Here is a 20,989-nt window from a genome sequence, read left to right on the forward strand (position 1 = left end):
CAGTAGCATAAGGGTGCGCCCCTATACTACTGGTCTGAGAAAGTACGCTCTACTTACCAGTGCATACCAACGCCTGCTGCAGCCCCCGCATTGCCTTTGGTATCTGCTGAGCCGTTGATCTTGATGACCCAACGACCATTATCAGACAACTTAGACATACCGACGGCTACTGCGCCCTCACCGTTATAAGTCGCGATACCACCAGAAATCATGCTCTTACCTGGTAGGAAAGCTTGTGGCATAGAGGCCATTGCCATAGCAGAGGAGATACCCGCGTTGGCTTCTTCCTGCACCCCATCTAACTTATAACCTAGGTCATCGACGCTGTTGGCGACTTTGGTGATGGCTTGGTTGGTGTTGTATAACTGACCACCATTAACTGCATCATTGCTGCCTTCCGTAATCTTGCCTTCAGCTACATTGGTAATCTGTTGATTGCCCGCGTTAATACCTTGCACCGTCACACTTGGTGCTTTAGTAATAGCTGTGCCATTCTTATCGACGAAGGTCATACCATCAGCACCATATACAGTACCGTTTTTAGCGTTTGAGACTGTGACGCCATTGGCACCAGTAGTCGCTTTATTACCATCTTTGTCCGCTACTGTGCTACCTGCCGCACCATAGTTGCTTGTATTACCAGCAGCATCTTTCACATTAGTACCATTGGCAGTCAACGTGGCTGAATTGCCTTCACCATCCTCTGCAGTGACCGTTTGCGCGGCAACTGATTTCACAGTGATGTTATCAGCTAAGCCCAATTGCACCCCATCGGTAGTAGTTGTGCTAGTAACATTACTATCGCCCTTAACATTGATGGTATCGCCAAGCTGATAATTGTTAGCTGCAGAACCATTACCGAAGTTAACGCCTTTGCTCACATTACCTGTAGTAGTACCGATATTAGTCTTTAAGGCTTCAATAGCTTGATTGGTACCGTATAACTGGCTGCCGTTAATAGCGTCCGTACTGTCTTTGCTGATTAAGCCCGCCGCAACGTTTTGGATACGACGCTCAGCATCTACATCGCCCACACTCACGACACCAGCTGCTGTGCCACCTGCATAATTGTAAGTCTCGCCATTGATTTTGCTTTGGTTATAGACGGTGGTACCAGCAGTTGAGTTACTAGCTTCAGTAGAAGCCGCTGACTTACTGCCTAGGTTTACTGAGTTTTCAGCCGTCTTAGTCACGTCATTACCGATGACGAAACTGTTATCAGTAGCGACAGTGTTGTCATTACCTAGTGAGTAGCTGCCGTCACCTGTAACCGTAGACGGATCACCGATAGCACCAGAGCCAGTACCTGTGACGACGTTACCTGTGCCGATAGCGATACTGTCAGCACCTGTTACCGTGGCGCCTTTACCGATAGCGATACCATTGGTGGCTTGATTGCCCACTTTGGCCTGATAACCGATAGAGGTACTGTAAGCACCGCCTGCACTCGAGTCTATCGAGTTAGTGGCTTGCTCTGGAATTTCAGAACCCGCTGTCTCATCATTCACGTGGATGAATTTAATACCTTCTTCATTCATCTTATTGATTGCACCAATAACTGAGTTATTGATGAACTCAGCTTGGCCAGCGACATTATAAGTAATTAACGCATCTTTACCCGCTTGCGTTAAGTTGCCCTTATCATCTATTAATATCTTGCCATCCTCATCTTTACCAAGGGCTTGAGAGAGATTAGTGACATTATTAGTGACGTTGGTTACATTGCCTTGGACTTGAGTCAAATCACCGACAGTAGCCGCATTTTTCCACTGAGCGCTTGAGGATCCTTCAGCTTTTATTTGTTCAACCGTCTTACCTTCAAGGCCACTAGCCACATTTCTGATGACCGTATTACCCGCATCGATACCACCTTTGGTGATACTTGGTGTGCCCGCAATAGCCTCACCAGTAGTCGTGTCAATGAAGGTTAAGCCCTCAGCGCCATAGCTGGTAGCATTACCCTTACCGTCTTGAACAGTCATACCATTAGCCGCAGTCATTGTTTGATTACCAGCAGTGTCTACAATTGTATTACCGGTAGCCTTACTAACATTGGTATTACCGGCGTTATCAGTAATAGTTGATCCGGCAGCACCATAGACACTTTCGTTACCATTGATGTCTTTGACCTTTGTACCATTAGCAGCAGTAATAGTCTCATTACCATCTGCGTCAGTAATCTTGCTACCTGCTGCACCATAGTTGCTTGCGTTACCAGCAGCATCTTTAACATTAGTACCATCAGCTGCAGTAATAGTTTCATTACCGGCGTCATCAGTCAGGGTATTGCCTGCTGCAGTGTTGGCATTAGTGTTGCCATTGGTATCGACGATGGTCGAACCCGTAGCATTGTAACTGCTGTTATTACCTGCAGTGTCCGTCACCTTAGTGCCAGTGCTATCAAGCTTGGTCACGTTGCCATTGCCATCATTGGCAGTAACCGATTTAACGCTAATCTCCTCAGCTAGATCGTAGTTGATGCCGTTATCAGATACCGTAGCTACTAGATTACTGTCTTTATTGGTGTATTTAACCGTTTCGCCTAGTTGGACGTTATCTGTAGTGCCATTATCTGCAGCAATATTAAAGCCTTTGTTCGCCTGGCCTTGAGCATTGGCAATCGCTTGGTTGGTCTCAAACAACTGATTGCCATTGATAGCATCCGTGCTGTCTTTAGCGACATTACCAGCAGCTACATCTTTGATAACCGTGTTGCCTGCGCTGATACCTGCTTTGGTAATACTTGGCGTGTTGGCAACTGGATCACCATTGGTATCAAGGAAGGTTAGGCCTTCAGCGCCATAGCTAGTTCCTGCTCCCGTCTTATCACTAACCATGACGCCATTAGCAGCAGTCGTCGTTTTATTGCCGGCTTTATCGCTGACTGTTGAGCCATCTGCTGTAGTAATAACTTGGTTGCCAGCGGCATCTTTAATGCTGCTACCATTAGCGCCATAGTTACTAGCGTTACCTTGATTGTCCTTAACTTGAGTACCGGCAGTCGTGAGTTTAGTAACATTGCCATCTTTATCATCAACGGTAACGCCAGCGTTGTTAGTAACGGTATTACCCGTAGTCACGCTACCAGTCGCACCTAAATCAAGGTTCTTCTTCAGGCTGTACTTGATGGTGTTGGCAGACTTAACCACTTCTAAGTTGTTCTCACCAGCAGCCGTACCGATGTCTATGGTGTCGCCAGCTTTCACTGCAGCGCCATTTGCACCATTAGTCTGTAGCGTGAAGCCTTGGTCTAATGCACTGATGGCATCGCCAACGTTGTTGCTGTTAGTACCATTGACGCTGTAAGTCGGTGCACTTACTGTACCCGTCTTATCGTCATAAGTAGCGCCGCCACCTAGGTTGCTTGCCGTGCTGTTGCCTAAAGCATCAGTCTTTGTGCTGCCAGCAGTGGCTAAAGCGTCTAATTGACCTTTATTCACTGCATCTTTCGTCGCTGTGCCGTCAGCCACATTAGTGATCTTGTCTCCACCAACATCTAAACCATTGGCCGTGCTGGTCAACACCGTGCTGTTGGTAGCATCACCAACAGTAACTTGCTGAACACTGATTTGGTCCGCTAGACCAAGTTGAACCCCATCTGCAGTGGTGACGCTAGTGACATTGCTGTCACCTTTAACATTAATGGTGTTGCCAAGCTTGTAGTTGTTGCTCGTTGCGCCATCACCGAAGTTGATGCCTTTATTAACTTCACCTTGGGCAGCACTAATAGCTTCATTAGTGGTATTGAGCTGATCACCATTGATAGCATCAGCACTACCCGCAACAACACTGCCAGGAGCGACATTCGTAATCTTCTTGCTGCCGGCATCAATACCTGCTTTGGTGATGCTTGGGGCGTTAGTAATTGGCGCACCGTTCTTATCAAGGAACGTTAAGCCTTCAGCACCATAGTTGGTTGCATTGCCTTGGTTGTCCTTAACTTGAGTACCAGCAGTCGTCATCTTAGTAACGTTGCCTGCTTTGTCATCAACGGTAACGCCAGCGTTGTTAGTGACGGTATTACCCGTCGTCACGCTGCCAGTCGCACCAAGATTAATGTCTTTATTTAGCTTAACGGTTAACGTATTTGTGTCATTAGAAACCACACCAATATTGTTGTCAGTTAAGGTCGCTTCAGCAGCGCCACCACGTACCTTGAGCTCTTCACCAAGTTTGCGAGTGAAGACCGTACCGTTGTCGCCCGAGAACTGTAAACCTGAGTTAGTTAGGCTGTCTTTAACACCCAATAGCTGATCACCATTGATAGCATCAGTACTACCTGCAGCAACACTGCCAGGAGCTACGTTAGTAATCTTCTGGTTGCCCGCGCTAATACCCGTTTTAGTGATGCTTGGGGTATTGGCTAGCTCATTACCCGTCTTATCAAGAAAGGTTAAGCCTTCAGCGCCATAGTTAGTAGTGTTAGTACCATCAGTTACTTTAGTGCCAGCAGTCGTCATCTTAGTAACGTTGCCTGCTTTATCATCAACGGTAACGCCAGTATTGTCAGTGACCGTATTACCCGTCGTCACGCTACCAGTCGCACCTAAATCCAAGTTCTTCTTCAGACTGTACTTGATGGTGTTGGCAGACTTAACCACTTCTAAGTTATTCTCACCAGCCGCCGTACCGATGTCTATGGTGTCACCCGCTTTAACCGCAGCGCCATCCGCACCATTAGTCTGTAGCGTGAAGCCTTGGTCTAATGCAGTGATAGCATCGCCAACGTTGTTGCTATTCTTACCATTGACTTGGTAAGTCGGTGCACTAACTGTACCTGTCTTATCGTCATACTTAGCACCGCCACCTAGGTTATCTGCCGTGCTGTTGCCTAAAGCATCAGTCTTGGTACTGCCAGCAGTGGCTAAAGCGTCTAATTGACCTTTGTTCACCGCATCTTTCGTCGCTGTACCGTCAGCCACATTAGTGATCTTGTCACCACCAACATCTAAACCATTGGCCGTGCTGGTCAACACCGTGCTGTTGGTAGCATCACCAACAGTAACTTGTTTAACACTGATCTCGTCCGCTAGACCAAGTTGAACCCCATCTGCAGTAGTGACACTAGTAACATTGCTATCACCTTTGACGTTGATGGTGTCGCCAAGCTTGTAGTTTTCGCTCGTTGCGCCATCACCGAAGTTGATGCCTTTATTAACTTCACCTTGGGTGGCATTAACAGCTTCATTAGTGGTATTGAGCTGATCACCATTAATAGCATCAGCACTACCCGCAGCAACACTGCCAGGAGCGACATTAGTAATCTTCTGGTTGCCCGCGCTAATACCCGTTTTAGTGATGCTTGGGGCGTTAGTAATTGGCGCACCGTTCTTATCAAGGAACGTTAAGCCTTCAGCACCATAGTTGGTTGCATTGCCTTGGTTGTCCTTAACTTGAGTACCAGCAGTCGTCATCTTAGTAACGTTGCCTGCTTTATCATCAACGGTAACGCCAGCGTTGTTAGTGACGGTATTACCTGTCGTCACGCTACCAGTCGCACCAAGATTAATGTCTTTATTTAGCTTAACGGTTAACGTATTTGTGTCATTAGAAACCACACCAATATTGTTGTCAGTTAAGGTCGCTTCAGCAGCGCCACCACGCACCTTGAGCTCTTCACCAAGTTTGCGAGTGAAGACCGTACCGTTGTCGCCCGAGAACTGTAAACCTGAGTTAGTTAGGCTGTCTTTAACACCCAATAGCTGATCGCCATTGATAGCATCAGTACTACCTGCAGCAACACTGCCAGGAGCTACGTTAGTAATCTTCTGGTTGCCCGCGCTAATACCCGTTTTAGTGATGCTTGGGGTATTGGCTAGCTCATTACCCGTCTTATCAAGAAAGGTTAAGCCTTCAGCGCCATAGTTAGTAGTGTTAGTACCATCAGTTACTTTAGTGCCAGCGGCCGTCATCTTGGTAACGTTGCCTGCTTTATCATTGACAGTCACACCAGCATTGTCAGTAACGGTATTACCGGTAGTCACACTACCAGTAGCACCAAGATCCAAGTTCTTCTTCAAGCTGTACTTGATAGTGTTATCGGCTTTAACCACTTCCAGATTGTTCTCACCAGCAGCCGTACCGATGTCTATGGTGTCGCCAGCTTTCACGGCAGCACCATTCGCGCCATTGGTCTGTAGCGTGAAGCCTTGATCCAATGCAGTGATAGCATCGCCAACGTTGTTGCTATTCTTACCATTGACTTGGTAAGTCGGTGCACTAACTGTACCCGTCTTATCGTCGTAAGTAGCGCCGCCACCTAGGTTATCCGCTGTGCTGTTGCCTAAAGCATCAGTCTTGGTGCTGCCCGCTGTGGCTAAAGCGTCTAATTGACCTTTGTTCACCGCATCTTTCGTCGCTGTACCGTCAGCCACATTAGTGATCTTGTCGCCACCAACATCCAAGCCATTGGCAGTGCTGGTCAACACCGTGCTGTTGGCAGCATCACCAACGGTAACTTGTTTAACACTGATCTCGTCCGCTAGACCAAGTTGAACCCCATCTGCAGTGGTGACGCTTGTGACATTGCTATCGCCTTTGACGTTGATGGTATCGCCAAGCTTGTAGTTTTCGCTCGTTGCGCCATCACCGAAGTTGATGCCTTTATTAACTTCACCTTGAGCGGCATTAACAGCTTCGTTAGTGGTGTTGAGCTGATCGCCATTGATGGCATCAGTACTACCCGCTGCAACAGCGCCAGCAGTGACATTAGTAATCTTCTGGTTGCCCGCGCTAATACCTGCTTTAGTAATGCTTGGGGCGTTAGTAATTGGGGCACCGTCCTTATCAAGGAACGTTAGGCCTTCAGCACCATAGTTGGTTGCATTGCCTTGGTTGTCCTTAACTTGAGTGCCAGCGGCCGTCATCTTAGTAACGTTGCCTGCTTTGTCATCAACGGTAACGCCAGCATTGTTAGTGACCGTGTTGCCCGTCGTCACGCTGCCAGTCGCACCAAGATCTAAGTTCTTCTTCAGGCTGTACTTGATGGTGTTATCGGTTTTGACGACTTCTAAGTTGTTCTCACCAGCAGCCGTACCGATGTCTATGGTGTCGCCCGCTTTCACTGCAGCAGCATCCGCACCATTGGTCTGTAGCGTAAAGCCTTGGTCTAATGCGCTGATGGCATCACCAACGTTGTTGCTGTTCTTACCATTGACTTGGTAAGTCGGTGCACTTACTGCACCGGTGCTAGCGTCATACTGCGCTCCACCACCTAGGTTATCCGCTGTGCTGTTGCCTAAAGCATCAGTCTTGGTGCTGCCAGCAGTTGCTAAAGCGTCTAATTGACCTTTGTTCACCGCATCTTTCGTCGCTGTACCGTCAGCCACATTAGTGATCTTGTCACCACCAACATCTAAACCATTGGCCGTGCTGGTCAACACTGTGCTGTTGGTAGCATCACCAACGGTAACTTGTTTAACACTGATCTCGTCCGCTAGACCAAGTTGAACCCCATCTGCAGTGGTGGCGCTTGTGACATTGCTATCGCCTTTGACGTTAATGGTGTCGCCAAGCTTGTAGTTTTCGCTCGTTGCGCCATCACCGAAGTTGATGCCTTTATTCACTTCACCTTGGGCGGCATTAACAGCTTCATTAGTGGTGTTGAGCTGATCACCATTGATAGCATCAGTACTACCCGCTGCAACAGCTCCAGGAGCGACATTGGTAATCTTCTTGCTGCCGGCATCAATACCTGCTTTAGTGATGCTTGGGGCGTTAGTAATTGGGGCACCGTTTTTATCAAGGAACGTTAGACCTTCAGCGCCATAGTTGGTCGCATTGCCTTGGTTGTCCTTAACTTGAGTACCGGCAGTCGTCATCTTAGTAACGTTGCCTGATTTGTCATCAATGGTAACGCCAGCGTTGTTAGTGACCGTGCTGCCAGTAGTCACACTGCCAGTCGCACCTAAATCCAAGTTCTTCTTCAGGCTGTACTTGATGGTGTTATCGGTTTTAACCACTTCTAAGTTGTTCTCACCAGCAGCCGTACCGATGTCTATGGTGTCGCCCGCTTTCACTGCAGCGCCATCCGCACCATTGGTCTGTAGCGTGAAGCCTTGGTCTAATGCGCTGATGGCATCACCAACGTTGTTGCTGTTAGTACCATTGACTTGGTAAGTCGGTGCACTTACTGCACCGGTGCTAGCGTCATACTGCGCTCCACCACCTAGGTTATCTGCTGTGCTGTTGCCTAAAGCATCAGTCTTGGTGCTGCCAGCAGTTGCTAAAGCGTCTAATTGACCTTTGTTCACCGCATCTTTCGTCGCTGTACCGTCAGCCACATTAGTGATCTTGTCACCACCAACATCTAAACCATTGGCCGTGCTGGTCAACACTGTGCTGTTGGTAGCATCACCAACAGTAACTTGTTTAACACTAATCTCGTCCGCTAGACCAAGTTGAACCCCATCTGCAGTGGTGGCGCTTGTGACATTGCTATCGCCTTTGACGTTAATGGTGTCGCCAAGCTTGTAGTTTTCGCTCGTTGCGCCATCACCGAAGTTGATGCCTTTATTCACTTCACCTTGGGCGGCATTAACAGCTTCATTAGTGGTGTTGAGCTGATCACCATTGATAGCATCAGTACTACCCGCTGCAACAGCGCCAGCAGTGACATTAGTGATTTTCTGGTTGCCCGCGCTAATACCCGTTTTAGTGATGCTTGGGGCGTTAATAATTGGGGCACCGTCCTTATCAAGGAACGTTAGGCCTTCAGCACCATAGTTGGTTGCATTGCCTTGGTTGTCCTTAACTTGAGTACCGGCAGTCGTCATCTTAGTAACGTTGCCTGCTTTATCATCAACGGTAACGCCAGCGTTGTTAGTGACCGTGTTGCCCGTCGTCACACTGCCAGTCGCACCAAGATTAATGTCTTTATTTAGCTTAACAGTTAACGTATTTGTGTCATTAGAAACCACACCAATATTGTTGTCAGTTAAGGTCGCTTCAGCAGCGCCACCACGTACTTTTAGCTCTTCACCAAGTTTGCGAGTGAAGACCGTACCGTTGTCACCCGAGAACTGTAAACCTGAGTTAGTTAGGCTGTCTTTAACACCCAATAGTTGATCACCATTGATAGCATCAGTACTACCCGCTGCAACAGCGCCAGCAGTGACATTAGTGATTTTCTGGTTGCCCGCATTAATACCTGCTTTAGTGATGCTTGGGGTATTGGCTAGCTCGTTACCCGTCTTGTCAAGGAACGTTAGACCTTCCGCACCATAGTTAGTAGTGTTAGTACCATCAGTTACTTTAGTGCCAGCGGCCGTCATCTTAGTAACGTTGCCTGCTTTGTCATCAACGGTAACGCCAGCGTTGTCAGTAACGGTATTACCCGTAGTCACGCTGCCAGTTGCACCTAAATCCAAGTTCTTCTTTAGGCTGTACTTGATGGTGTTGGCAGACTTAACCACTTCTAAGTTGTTCTCACCAGCAGCCGTACCGATGTCTATGGTGTCGCCAGCTTTCACTGCAGCGCCATTTGCACCATTAGTCTGTAGCGTGAAGCCTTGGTCTAATGCACTGATGGCATCGCCAACGTTGTTGCTGTTAGTACCATTGACGCTGTAAGTCGGTGCACTTACTGTACCCGTCTTATCGTCATAAGTAGCGCCGCCACCTAGGTTTCTTGCCGTGCTGTTGCCTAGGGCATCAGTATTAGCTTTGCCAGCAGTCGCTAAGTTATCCAACTGACCTTTGTTCACTGCATCTTTAGCCGCTGTACCGTCAGCTACATTAGTAATCTTGTCACCACCAACATCCAAGCCATTGGCTGTACTGGTCAATATTGTGCTGTTGGTAGCATCACCAACGGTAACTTGCTGAACACTAATCTCGTCCGCTAGACCAAGTTGAACCCCATCTGCAGTGGTAACGCTAGTAACATTGCTATCACCTTTGACGTTAATCGTGTCGCCAAGCTTGTAGTTGTTGTTCGTGGCGCCATCACCAAAGTTGATGCCTTTATTAACTTCGCCTTGAGCCGCTGCAATTGATTGATTAGTGGTATTGAGCTGGTCACCATTGATAGCCTCTTGGCTACTCGCAGCAACAGTGCCAGGAGCTACATTAGTGATTTTCTGGTTGCCCGCGCTAATACCTGCTTTCGTGATGCTTGGGGCGTTAGCAATTGGAGCACCGTTCTTATCAAGGAACATTAAGCCTTCAGCACCGTAGTTGGTCGCATTGCCTTGATTGTCCTTAACTTGAGTACCGGCAGTCGTCATCTTAGTAACGTTGCCTGCTTTGTCATCAACGGTAACGCCAGCATTGTTAGTGACGGTATTACCCGTCGTCACACTGCCAGTCGCTCCAAGATTAATGTCTTTATTTAGCTTAACGGTTAACGTATTTGTGTCATTAGAAACCACACCAATGTTGTTGTCAGTTAAGGTCGCTTCAGTAGCGCCACCTCGTACTTTCAGCTCTTCACCAAGTTTGCGAGTGAACGCCGTACCGTTGTCGCCCGAGAACTGTAGACCTGAGTTAGTTAGACTGTCTTTAACACCAAATAGCTGATCACCATTGATAGCATCAGTACTACCCGCTGCAACAGCTCCAGGAGCGACATTCGTAATCTTCTGGTTGCCCGCACTAATACCCGTTTTAGTGATGCTTGGGGCGTTAGTAATTGGATCACCATTGGTGTCAAGGAAGGTTAGACCTTCAGCGCCATAGTTGGTCGCATTGCCTTGGTTGTCCTTGACTTGAGTACCAGCAGTCGTCATCTTAGTAACGTTGCCATTACCGTCATCCGCTGTGACCGAATCGACTTTGATGTTCTTAGCCAAATCGTAGTTGATAGCGTTATTACTAACCGTGGCTACTAAGTTGCTATCCTTATTAGTGTAGGTGACCGTTTCGCTAAGCTTAACGTTATCCGTAGTACCATTGTCAGCGGCAATGTTAAAACCTTCATTTAAAGCTGCCACTGCATTATTAATCGCTGTAGTATTACTAGAGATATCACCAGCATTTTTGGTGATGTTCTGAGTGTTATTAGCAATATCTGTAGCATTGGTAGCTACATTATCTTGGGTAGCCTTTAATTGGCCAAAGTTGACCGCATCAGTAGTTGCAATACCGGCAGCTACATTAGTGATTTTATCACCACCAACGTTCAGCCCATCAGCAGTACTACTCAGAATTGTATTGTCTCCTGTAGTACTACCAACGATGACTTTGGAAAAAGTTGGGGTATCAGAGAAATCTAGTTCAATGTTGTTGCCTGTTCTAGTAGCGGTAAGATTAGGGTCGTTAGAGATTACAGTCTGTAGCGCGGTGTCTGCTTTTGCCAAACTATTTTTAGCAGCAGTATTCAAGTCTACTGTGTAAATAGTTTTATTCGCATCAGTGGTATCTGTTTGGCTAGTAACTGTAGTATTGTTTCCAGCAACTACACTACTGGTTTTAGCACTGCTATTAATGACATTTTTTAGTTGACCAAAGTTCACAGCATCGCTATCCACCTCTCCAACTGCAACGCCAGTAATCTTTTCACCACCCGCATCAAAACCCTTTGCGCTGACTTTACCTGTGAAGGTTGGAGCATTTAGTAATTGAATATCAACTTTGCCGTCAGTAACCACTGTTTTGACGTTAGCATTGCTTGAATCACCAGTAGCACCACCACTAATATTAAAAGTACTACCAAGCTTTTGCTGGCTACCATCAGCACCAACATCGTTTAGTACATTGCCGGTAAAGGTTAGAGTACGATTAACCGCCGTATCTAAAGTACTTAAGGCACTACCGACATTATTACTGGTAGTCGTCGCACTCACACTTGGATTATTGGTTAGCGTATAAGAAGGTGCTACGTACTCACCTGTGCTAGGATTGATTTTTGCCCCACCGCCTAAAGCATCTTGAGTAGCTTTCGCCGCTTCATTTAACGCCTTACTGGTAATGAACAACTGACTGCCATTAATAGCATCAGTACTGGTGGCATTTATATTACCAGCCGCGACATTAGTAATTCTACGTTCAGTACCAACCCCGCCAACTGACACTACAGAGGTTGGTGTTCTTCCGGCTGCCTTATCATCAACATTAGTAGTAGAATTAATCCGATAAGTGCCTGAATTAACAATGGCGGCTGTTGTAGAGCCTTGACCTAGTGCCACATCACCATTTTGCGCATTTGCCGTGGCTTGCCTACCAATCGCTACTCCATCAATTTTATTTGTTGTTGAATTAAGTCCGACCGCAACTGCGCCTTGCCCGGCTGCAGATGACGCCGGACCCAGTGCCACCGCACCCTTTTTGGAAGCTTTAGAGCCAACACCCATAGCCACTGCTGCCTCTGCTGTGGCAAACGATCTCACTCCTACTGCTGTAGAGAAGTTTCCTGAAGATATTGACTGAACCCCTACCGCAACACTACCCGCTCCTGATGATTCAGTTGACACATATTCGGTTGGATTAAGTGTAACGCCTGTAAGATTTTCATAGTCCTGACCATAAGCATTAATAACCCTCTTAAGATCATCCCCACCTATAGCTACAGAGGAGTCACCTGAAGCCCTAGTATTAGCCCCTAATCCAACAGACTGATCGCCTTTAGCCTGCGCATCGTTACCGATAGCAATACTCTGGGCATTTTGGTCTCCACTGTCTACTTTAGTCGTGGCACCTCCGCCTATCGCAATAGCCTGGGTACCAGCGGCATTTACTGCAACACCAATGGCCACTGATTGCGAACCACTAGCTATCGTTTTGTCATAATTCTTTGTATCTTTATTCGTAGCCCCCGAGCCAATAGCAACCGAACCTGCTCCAGATGCAACTGTTCCTTCACCACATGCAACCTCATCGCTAGAACCTCCAGAAGCAACTTGGTTAATTGCAGCTGGACCCGTGCAAGTTGCATCAACAGCAAAAGCCGTAGAGCTCAAACCCAAAGACAAAAAGATAGCCGCCGATAGTGTGGTGAGTCCACTGAGCCCCATCGCATAACGGCTAGTGGCCGCCTGACCGCTCTCCGAACTCGCTACCGAGCCAACCGTACCACTGCCTTTTTTGCCATGGGCACGCGCAAATTCAGCTACTGCGACGAAAGTGCCTGTTGCTTTACAGAAGATAACTTTATAGATATGGTTCATATGATTCCTATTGACTCAATTTATGTCGGATATTCTGATGGTAATAAAACTAATATTTAAATATTTTGTAAAATAAGATGTTGAATTTAATCGATATTTTTAGTGATGACACTTAAGAATAAAATCTATACATCTAGTTATTTTAGTGCGCATTTTGTAACTAAGATTCTGTAACTAAATGATTTTATCTAAATATTTATATGATTTAACGTAATTTAACCTAATGATTTCCACATTAGTTGAGGGGTTTTAGCTAGCATTATTTTTTATAATATTCTTTGCTACGACCATAACCCTGCAGTTTTTTTTCTCGCCTAGAAAGAGAGTGAAACACTAACAATCATTAGAAATATTAGCGCAAACCTATATGCAGCCTATGCTTTAGGTTAGAAAACGGTTTATTCTATATATTTTTTTATGAGAAATAACGCACTGTTAGATGAATGGTCATTAATACCGATAAGTTGTTTAGTTAGAAAATATAAACATTTGATTATTATTTTTATATAAAACATGATTGTAAGAATATAAAAATCACTAATGCAGATAGGGATAAATATAAAACTAGTGCACAGATGTTTTAAATTAACAGGAATATAACTGATTTACTATATATAAACAACATAAAGATTTTATATTTATCAAAAACTTAAGAGTATGTTTAAGTTTTTGCAATATTTTAGTTAAAATAGAAAACATATATTTAATGAATTTAAAAACAATAGTTTATTATATAATTAAGAAATCAGAAAATAGACTAAAGTTTATCTTTTGCTATCTGTTATTAAAATTCTATATCTGACAAAAAAGACAACACTAAGTAAATAAAACACTCACTAATGCAACAGTCATTAGGTTGAACTCCCTACTCATCCCCTATAGTATTTAGTCATGCCAGTTGTAATGATTTAGAACTAAAACACACATACGATAAGGAAATTATTATGTCTAACAATAAAGTAGACCCCACCACGAAGATGGCTCCAAACGATATTAACCAAGATGGTCTGGCTAAAGAGAACCAACAGCGTACTGATGACTCAGCATTAGATATGATGCAAGGTATGCATGAACATGAAGACCATAATGAAGAAGAGGAAAAATAGTTAAAGACTATATAACCCCTTAATTCTTCAAAGTTATTTTATAAGACTCGTTTTTAGACACAAAAAAAGCCGCTGAAATAATCAGCGGCTTTTCTATGGAAGCTAGATTTTTATCGATATAGTGGCACGGTCAAACGTTCAAGATTATCAGTCTGCATTCACTTCAGGCAAGCGGTCGGAAGCTAAGTTATAGATAAAGGCGGCAGACAGCACAATCCCGATAGGGACAAATAACGCACCGTAGCCAACCTTCGTATATAAAAAGGCGCCGACTACCCCGCCACCGCAAAAGCAGTACCAGATAATGGCTTGAAATCCCAAGGTCGGCTTACTGATTGAGCGGCCAGCCAGCCAATTGCCAATGGCAGCGCCCATGTCTGAAGTCAAGCCCGTTAAATGCGTGGTACGAATGACCGCTCCGCTATAGGTTGCTACCATGGCATTTTGTAGCCCACAAGCCATAGCAGCGGCTAATTGCCCTAGATAATCGTGTTGTTGATAGAGGAAGTAGCTAATTAGTAGCAGCCCTGCCTCCAAATAAAGAGCTCGACCATAACGGCGGCCTAGCTTTAAGGAGGTCTGGCCAATGATAAAGCCGCTCAATATCGCCCCTATCAAAAAAGAAATCAGTGAGGCGCCGATATATAAGAGACTTTGCCCATCAAAATGAGCAATAGCAGCAGAGAATAAACTGACGTTACCTGTGACATGCGAGACCGATAGATTGGTAAAGCCCATCAACGCGGCAGTATTTAAGCTCCCTGCACTAAAGGCCAGTACGGCGCCGCCCCATAATATCCATCTTGGAAGTTTGGTAATCATACCCGCTGCCTAAGCTCTTTATACGCCAAAAATGGGAGTATTATAACCAAAAAAGACAGCCCTTTGGCTGCCTTCCTACTGAACGACCTTTAATATGTCAAAGGGTTAGAACTTATACTTAGTCCTTTGACGGCTTGGCTAAGGCTAGTCGTCGCCCATCATCAACTGCTCGCTGATGGCTACGGTATTGAAGCCCGCGTCGACGAATAAGATTTCACCAGTGATACCAGACGCCCACGGCGATAACAAGAATAGCGCGGCATTACCGACTTCAGGTTGCGTGACGTTGCGCTGTAGCGGTGCTATTTTTTCGTTAATATCTAGCATTTTACGGAATGATTTAATCCCACTAGCCGCAAGGGTACGGATAGGACCAGCCGAGATAGCATTCACGCGAATGCCCTCTTTGCCCATTGAGGTCGCGAGATAACGCACACTGGCTTCCAAGCTCGCTTTTGCCATGCCCATCACATTATAGTTCGGCAATACTGAAATGCTGCCTTCATAAGTTAGAGTGAGTAAAGAGCCATGACGCTGCGCTAATAACCCACGTGAGGCTTTGGCTAATGCCACAAAGCTATACGCTGAGATATCATGAGCAATCTGACTGCCTTCACGCGTGGTCACTTCGGTAAAGTCACCGTTGAGCTGGTCCATCGGGGCAAAGCCAATAGCGTGAACGACGCCGTCAATACCATCGCTCCAATGCGCTGCAATCTGCTCAAAACAAGTGGCAATAGAGTCATCAGATGCCACATCACATTCGAGCACAAGATCGGCACCAAACTGCTCAGCGGCCATATCGACACGCTTTTTAATCTTGTCATTGGGGTACGTCAAAATCAGTGACGCGCCTTCTCTATGGAGCGCTTCTGCAATCGCCCAAGCGATAGACAATTTGCTGGCAATACCCGTAATGACAAAGCGCTGACCTTGGAGTAGCATGGTGTATCCTTCTAAAATTAAATGAAAACTATAATAACTTAGCTAGCTGCTAGCCATATTTAGCCTGAAATATAATAAATAGTAAAACAAAGATGTCGCTTAGTTTACGACTGTTTACTTAAAACTGCAATCCCAACCCCGTTACAGTTACTTATTTGCAAAAAAACTCTATCATGCTAACCAGATAAGCTGAGCGCTGCTAAAGTTAGCTTTAATTTATTTCATGCTTTAAAGCTGATAATTGCTTATGAATTGAACTTTTATTTAGCAAATCCTAAAAATGCTTATAAACGGGAGGTTTTTACGAAAAAACCTTTACAAATTGAGTTTAGGAGTTAAGCTATAGCCACGTTTTATCACCCTGATTTGTGACCTGTGCCATGTCTGACCAAAATTTTCCAAACGAAGTTCTTTATAGCAAACTCATTGCCTCTACCGGTGAAAATCTCCAGCGCCCCGGCCTAGTAGATACCCCGATTCGTGCAGCCAAAGCTTTTTCATACCTAACCCAAGGCTATGAGCAGTCGTTAGAGGAAGTGACTAATAAAGCAGTGTTTCCTTCGAGTAGCCGCGAGCTAGTATTGGTACAGAATATTGAGTTTTATTCGCTCTGTGAGCATCATATGTTGCCTTTCCATGGCGTCGCCCATGTCGGTTATCTGCCGGATGGTCAGGTATTAGGGCTGTCGAAATTTGCTCGTATTATCGATATGTATGCGCGCCGCCTACAAATCCAAGAAAACTTAACTGAGCAAGTGGCTCAAGCCATTATGGACGTAACGGGCTGTAGCGGTGTCGCTGTGGTCATGGATGCCTCGCATATGTGTATGATGATGCGCGGTGTCGGCAAACAGCACTCAACTACTCGTACCACCTCAATGCTAGGCGCCTTTACTACGGATATGCAAGCCCGTAGCGAGTTCCTCAACGCTGTGCCAAGACGTCAACCTGCCTTTGGCTAATCTGCCTTTTAGCGCCTAGTGGGTGGTTTATCTTTATTAATACGATAATTAACCGCTAGGCAGTCTCTGCATACTGCCATGCTCATGCCTAATAACCTCATACCTACTAGCGTTGCAGGTTTAAGCGAAGTTTGCACTAGCCACACTGGCTTGCATCAGCTGTTTTGAGTAGTCATGCTGTGGCTGATTAAACAGCGCTTCGGTCTCTGCCATCTCGACACACTGGCCTGCTTTTAGCACAACGATATGTTGGCATAGCGCCCGCACCACGTTTAGGTCGTGGCTAATAAAAATATAACCAATAGCAAAATCTCGCTGAATCTGCCGCAATAGCGCCACCACCGTCACTTGGGTAGTACTGTCTAGTGCCGAGGTCGGTTCGTCTAAAATAATCAATTTGGGTCGCATCACCAAAGCTCTAGCCAATGCCACCCGCTGCCGTTGACCGCCTGATAGCTCATGCGGATAGCGATCAGCCAACTCTACCGGCAGTTGCACCGTGGTCAAAGCCTCCAAAACAGCCTGTTCGCGACGGGCCTTATCCTGTCCCTGCACCAATAAGCCTTCCTCAACGATTTGCCTGACGGTAAAGCGCGGGTTAATACTGGCAAACGGATCTTGAAAGACCATCTGTACTTCAGCACGAAACTGTCTTAGCTCAGCCTTACTCAGGCTATAGATATCTTGCCCCGCTATTCGGGTCTGGCCGGTCACTTGGGCTTGCTGGCTCAGCAGCCGCGCAATGGCCAAAGCCGCGGTGGTCTTACCCGACCCTGACTCACCAACAATGCCTAAGGCATAACCGGGCTGCAAGGTAATGCTCAATGACTCCAAGGCCGCTGACCAGGTCTTGGTAGCGCCTAGCCAGCCCTTTTGTAGAGGATAGCCCACGCCTAGGTTATCAGTAGTTAATAACGGCGTTTGTTGCCCTTGCCCTTGACCTTGAGTCGAGGTTGTCTTTGAAGGGGCTTGTGGATTGTCTTTAAGCTTCTCTAATTCTGCTATCGATAAAGCACTGCCAAAATCATGCGCCATCAATAGCTTGGTATAGTCGGCTTGCGGATTGGCAAACAGTGCCTCGGTAGCGCCTTGCTCGACCACGCGGCCTTGCCGCATCACAATAATATTATCGCTATAGCGGCGGACTAAATTTAGGTCATGGCTAATTAATATCATCGCCATACCGTACTCAGCTTTTAGCCTATTGAGCAGGGTCAGTATGTCGTGCTGCAAGGTGACATCGAGCGCCGTGGTGGGCTCGTCAGCAATCAAAATCTTCGGGCGCTGCGCTAGAGCCATAGCAATCATGACCCGCTGGCGCTGCCCTCCTGAGAGCTCGTGGGGATAGCGGGCAAGTTTGGCTTCAGGGTCGGTGATATTGACATCATTAAGCAGGCTTAACCGCTGCTGGGCAATCTCAGACTTCTTTACGCCGGCTAGCATTAAGCTCTCGGCAAGCTGGCGTCCCACCGTATGCAAAGGATTTAACGCGGTCATTGGCTCTTGAAAGATCATGCCGATACGGGTACCGCGAATCTGCTGAAAGCTATGCTCGCGTTGTTTGTCCTGCTTGGTCGCACTGCTGCTCAAGTTCGGCTTATTGGCTAATGGTAACTGCCCGACCCCGGCCAGCGTCAGCTCACCAGATATGCTTAGGCTATTTGTTAATAACCCCAGCAAAGCCAAACTCGATATCGATTTACCCGATCCGGACTCGCCTACAATCGCTAGGGTCTGCGTGCCAAATAAGTCATAAGATAATTGGTCTACTAAGGTTGCATTGGCTGAAGCTATCGTTAACCCGCGTAACGACAATACCGGCTCAGCATGAGAATCAGCAGCGGGCGCATTGATAGCAGGACTATTAGTAGTAGAGCCATTAGTGTTTTGGGTCAAAAGCATCGCGTAGCCCCTCCCCAATAAAGATCAGTAGCGATAAAATAAAGGTCAAACTAAAGAATCCGGACAGTGCCAGCCAAGGCGCATCTAGGTTATTACGGCCTTGCACCATCAATTCTCCCAATGATGGCGAGCCCGGCGGCAAACCATATCCCAAAAAGTCTAAGGAGGTCAGCGCGATGACATTGGCCGTTAAAATAAAAGGCAATTGCGATAAGCTTGAGGCTAAGGCGTTGGGTAAGATATGGCGGGTCATAATCTGCCAATCAGACACCCCTAGATTATGTGCAGCCCGTACGTAATCAAAGTTACGCGCACGCAAAAACTCAGCCCGCACCAGACCGACCAGTCCCATCCAACCAAACAATAGCATCAAGGCAAATAGAATATAAACGCTGGGGCTAAATAAGCTGACTAAGATAATAATCATAAACAGCTGCGGCATGCCACTCCACACTTCCATAAAGCGCTGCCCGGCTAAATCCACCCAACCGCCGTAATAGCCCTGAATAGCGCCCACGATAATGCCAATCATTGCCCCTGCTGCGGTCAGTGCTAAGCCAAACAATAGCGAAATGCGCATGCCATACAAGATACGCGCCAACACATCACGGCCGACATCATCGGTACCGAGCCAATTTTGTACATTGGGCGGCGCAGGATAAGGCACAGCCCGTTCCACATTAGGGGTCTGATCGGCAAAGGGTATCGGCGGCATGACATAGTAGCCGTCCGCGTTAATAAGCGCTTTTACTGCCGGGTCCTTATAGTCGGCTTCGGTTTCAAAAACCCCGCCAAAGCTGGTCTCAGGATAGGCCTTAACGATTGGAAAGTAATAATCGCCCTGATACTGCACCACTAGCGGCTTGTCATTGGCAATGACTTCCACCGCCATACAAAGGACAAATATAATAGCAAACAGCACTAAGGCAATCATAGCCAAGCGATTGCGCCGAAAGCGCTGTAGTCGCGCCCGCCAAATAGGGTTGCTAAATAATGACTTTTTAGCGGGCATAGCGGGTTTAAAATTCCCGCTTTGATCGGCTGTACGATTATGCATAGAGTCGGGCGTTACAGAATCTGACATTTAGCGTCCCTCAAAGTCGATGCGAGGATCGATTAAATGATAGCTAATATCGCTGATTAACTGCACCAGTAAACCCACCAAGGTAAAGATAAATAAAGAGCCAAATATCACTGGATAATCACGCTGCTGAATGGCCTCAAAGCCTAGCAAACCTAAGCCATCAAGCTTAAAGATAATCTCGATCAAAAAGTTACCAGTAAAAAAGATCCCGATGATAGCCGCCGGCACGCCAGCAATAATAATCAGCATGGCATTGCGAAAGACATGGCCGTATAACACTTGTCGCCACCCCAGTCCTTTCGCCCTAGCAGTGAGCACATATTGCTTACTCAGCTCCTCCAAAAAACTAAACTTGGTCAGATAGGTCAGGCCGGCAAAGCCGCCCACCGTGCTCGCCAATAGCGGCAAGGCCAAATGCCAAAAGTAATCTTTAATTTTACCCAAGGCGCTGAGCTGATCGAAATTTTCCGAGGTGAGATTTTGCAGAGGGAATAATTGCCAATAGCTACCGCCAGCAAACAATACCAGCAGAATCACCGCAAAGACAAAGACCGGGATGGCATGTCCGATAGCCAGCAATAATGCCGAGCCTTTATCAAAGCCGCTGCCATTGTGTACCGCTTTATAGATGCCTAAGGGGATAGCTATCAGGTAGATAAGCAGCGTACTCCAAAGCCCTAAGGAAATAGACACCGGCAGCTTATCGATAATCAACTCGGTAACCGGCTGGCCTTTAAAGAAAGACTCGCCAAAATCGAGGGTGGCATAGCTCTTTACCATCAACCAAAAGCGTTCAGGGGCGGATTTATCAAAGCCGTACTGAGCTTTGATCGCCTCCACCATCTCATCGGACAAGCCACGCGTGCCTTGATAAGTGCTTTGACCCTTCGACCCGCCAGCCGCATTAGGATTGACCGCATCAAACTTTGCCGCTTGTTCAATCTGCGAGATCTGCTGCTCTACAGGACCGCCTGGTGCCGCCTGCACAATGACAAAGTTGGCCAATAAAATTAAAAATAGCGTCGGGATAATGAGCAGCAAGCGCTTAAGAATATATCGACCCAT

At 46.6% G+C, this 20,989-nt stretch carries 7 protein-coding genes and 1 pseudogene; 2 read left to right on the forward strand and 6 right to left on the reverse strand.

Annotated elements, in window-relative coordinates; all coding sequences use genetic code 11:
* Nucleotides 1-68 precede the first annotated feature (68 nt).
* A pseudogene (locus ACZ2XM_RS09025) lies at nt 69-13,103 on the reverse strand (ESPR-type extended signal peptide-containing protein); the annotation flags it as partial.
* Nucleotides 13,104-14,047: 944 nt separating this feature from the next.
* Between ACZ2XM_RS09025 and ACZ2XM_RS09030 the strand changes: the two are divergent.
* A complete protein-coding gene (locus ACZ2XM_RS09030; protein WP_490588212.1) occupies nt 14,048-14,209 on the forward strand; it encodes a hypothetical protein in 162 nt (53 codons plus the stop codon).
* A 147-nt stretch (nt 14,210-14,356) separates the two neighbouring features.
* On the opposite strand, the gene ACZ2XM_RS09035 is transcribed toward ACZ2XM_RS09030, so the two are convergent.
* Nucleotides 14,357-15,031 (reverse strand): YoaK family protein, encoded by a 675-nt coding sequence (locus ACZ2XM_RS09035; protein WP_490588213.1) that lies wholly within the window; start codon nt 15,029-15,031, stop codon nt 14,357-14,359.
* Between the two features lie 144 nt (nt 15,032-15,175).
* Nucleotides 15,176-15,976 carry an enoyl-ACP reductase FabI gene (locus ACZ2XM_RS09040; protein WP_490588214.1) on the reverse strand — a complete coding sequence of 267 codons (801 nt, stop codon included), beginning with the start codon at nt 15,974-15,976 and terminating at the stop codon, nt 15,176-15,178.
* Nucleotides 15,977-16,356: 380 nt separating this feature from the next.
* On the opposite strand from ACZ2XM_RS09040, the gene folE reads away from it, so the two are divergent.
* Nucleotides 16,357-16,938 (forward strand): GTP cyclohydrolase I FolE, encoded by a 582-nt coding sequence (folE, locus tag ACZ2XM_RS09045; RefSeq protein ID WP_490588215.1) that lies wholly within the window; start codon nt 16,357-16,359, stop codon nt 16,936-16,938.
* A 120-nt stretch (nt 16,939-17,058) separates the two neighbouring features.
* Here the strand turns inward: folE and ACZ2XM_RS09050 are convergent, their stop codons facing one another.
* From ACZ2XM_RS09050 to ACZ2XM_RS09060, 3 genes are all read right to left on the reverse strand, one after another.
* The gene (locus ACZ2XM_RS09050) at nt 17,059-18,840 is read right to left on the reverse strand and encodes a dipeptide ABC transporter ATP-binding protein (protein WP_490588216.1); all 1,782 of its coding nucleotides are present in this window, start codon (nt 18,838-18,840) and stop codon (nt 17,059-17,061) included.
* Nucleotides 18,818-19,852, reverse strand: a complete 1,035-nt coding sequence (locus ACZ2XM_RS09055) for an ABC transporter permease (RefSeq protein ID WP_490588533.1) — start codon at nt 19,850-19,852, stop codon at nt 18,818-18,820. The genes ACZ2XM_RS09050 and ACZ2XM_RS09055 overlap by 23 nt, the downstream gene beginning before the upstream one ends.
* 72 nt (nt 19,853-19,924) lie before the next feature.
* Nucleotides 19,925-20,989, reverse strand: a complete 1,065-nt coding sequence (locus tag ACZ2XM_RS09060) for a microcin C ABC transporter permease YejB (RefSeq protein WP_490588217.1) — start codon at nt 20,987-20,989, stop codon at nt 19,925-19,927.

The organism is Psychrobacter sp. CoH-33_TS_01 (genome assembly GCF_058189395.1).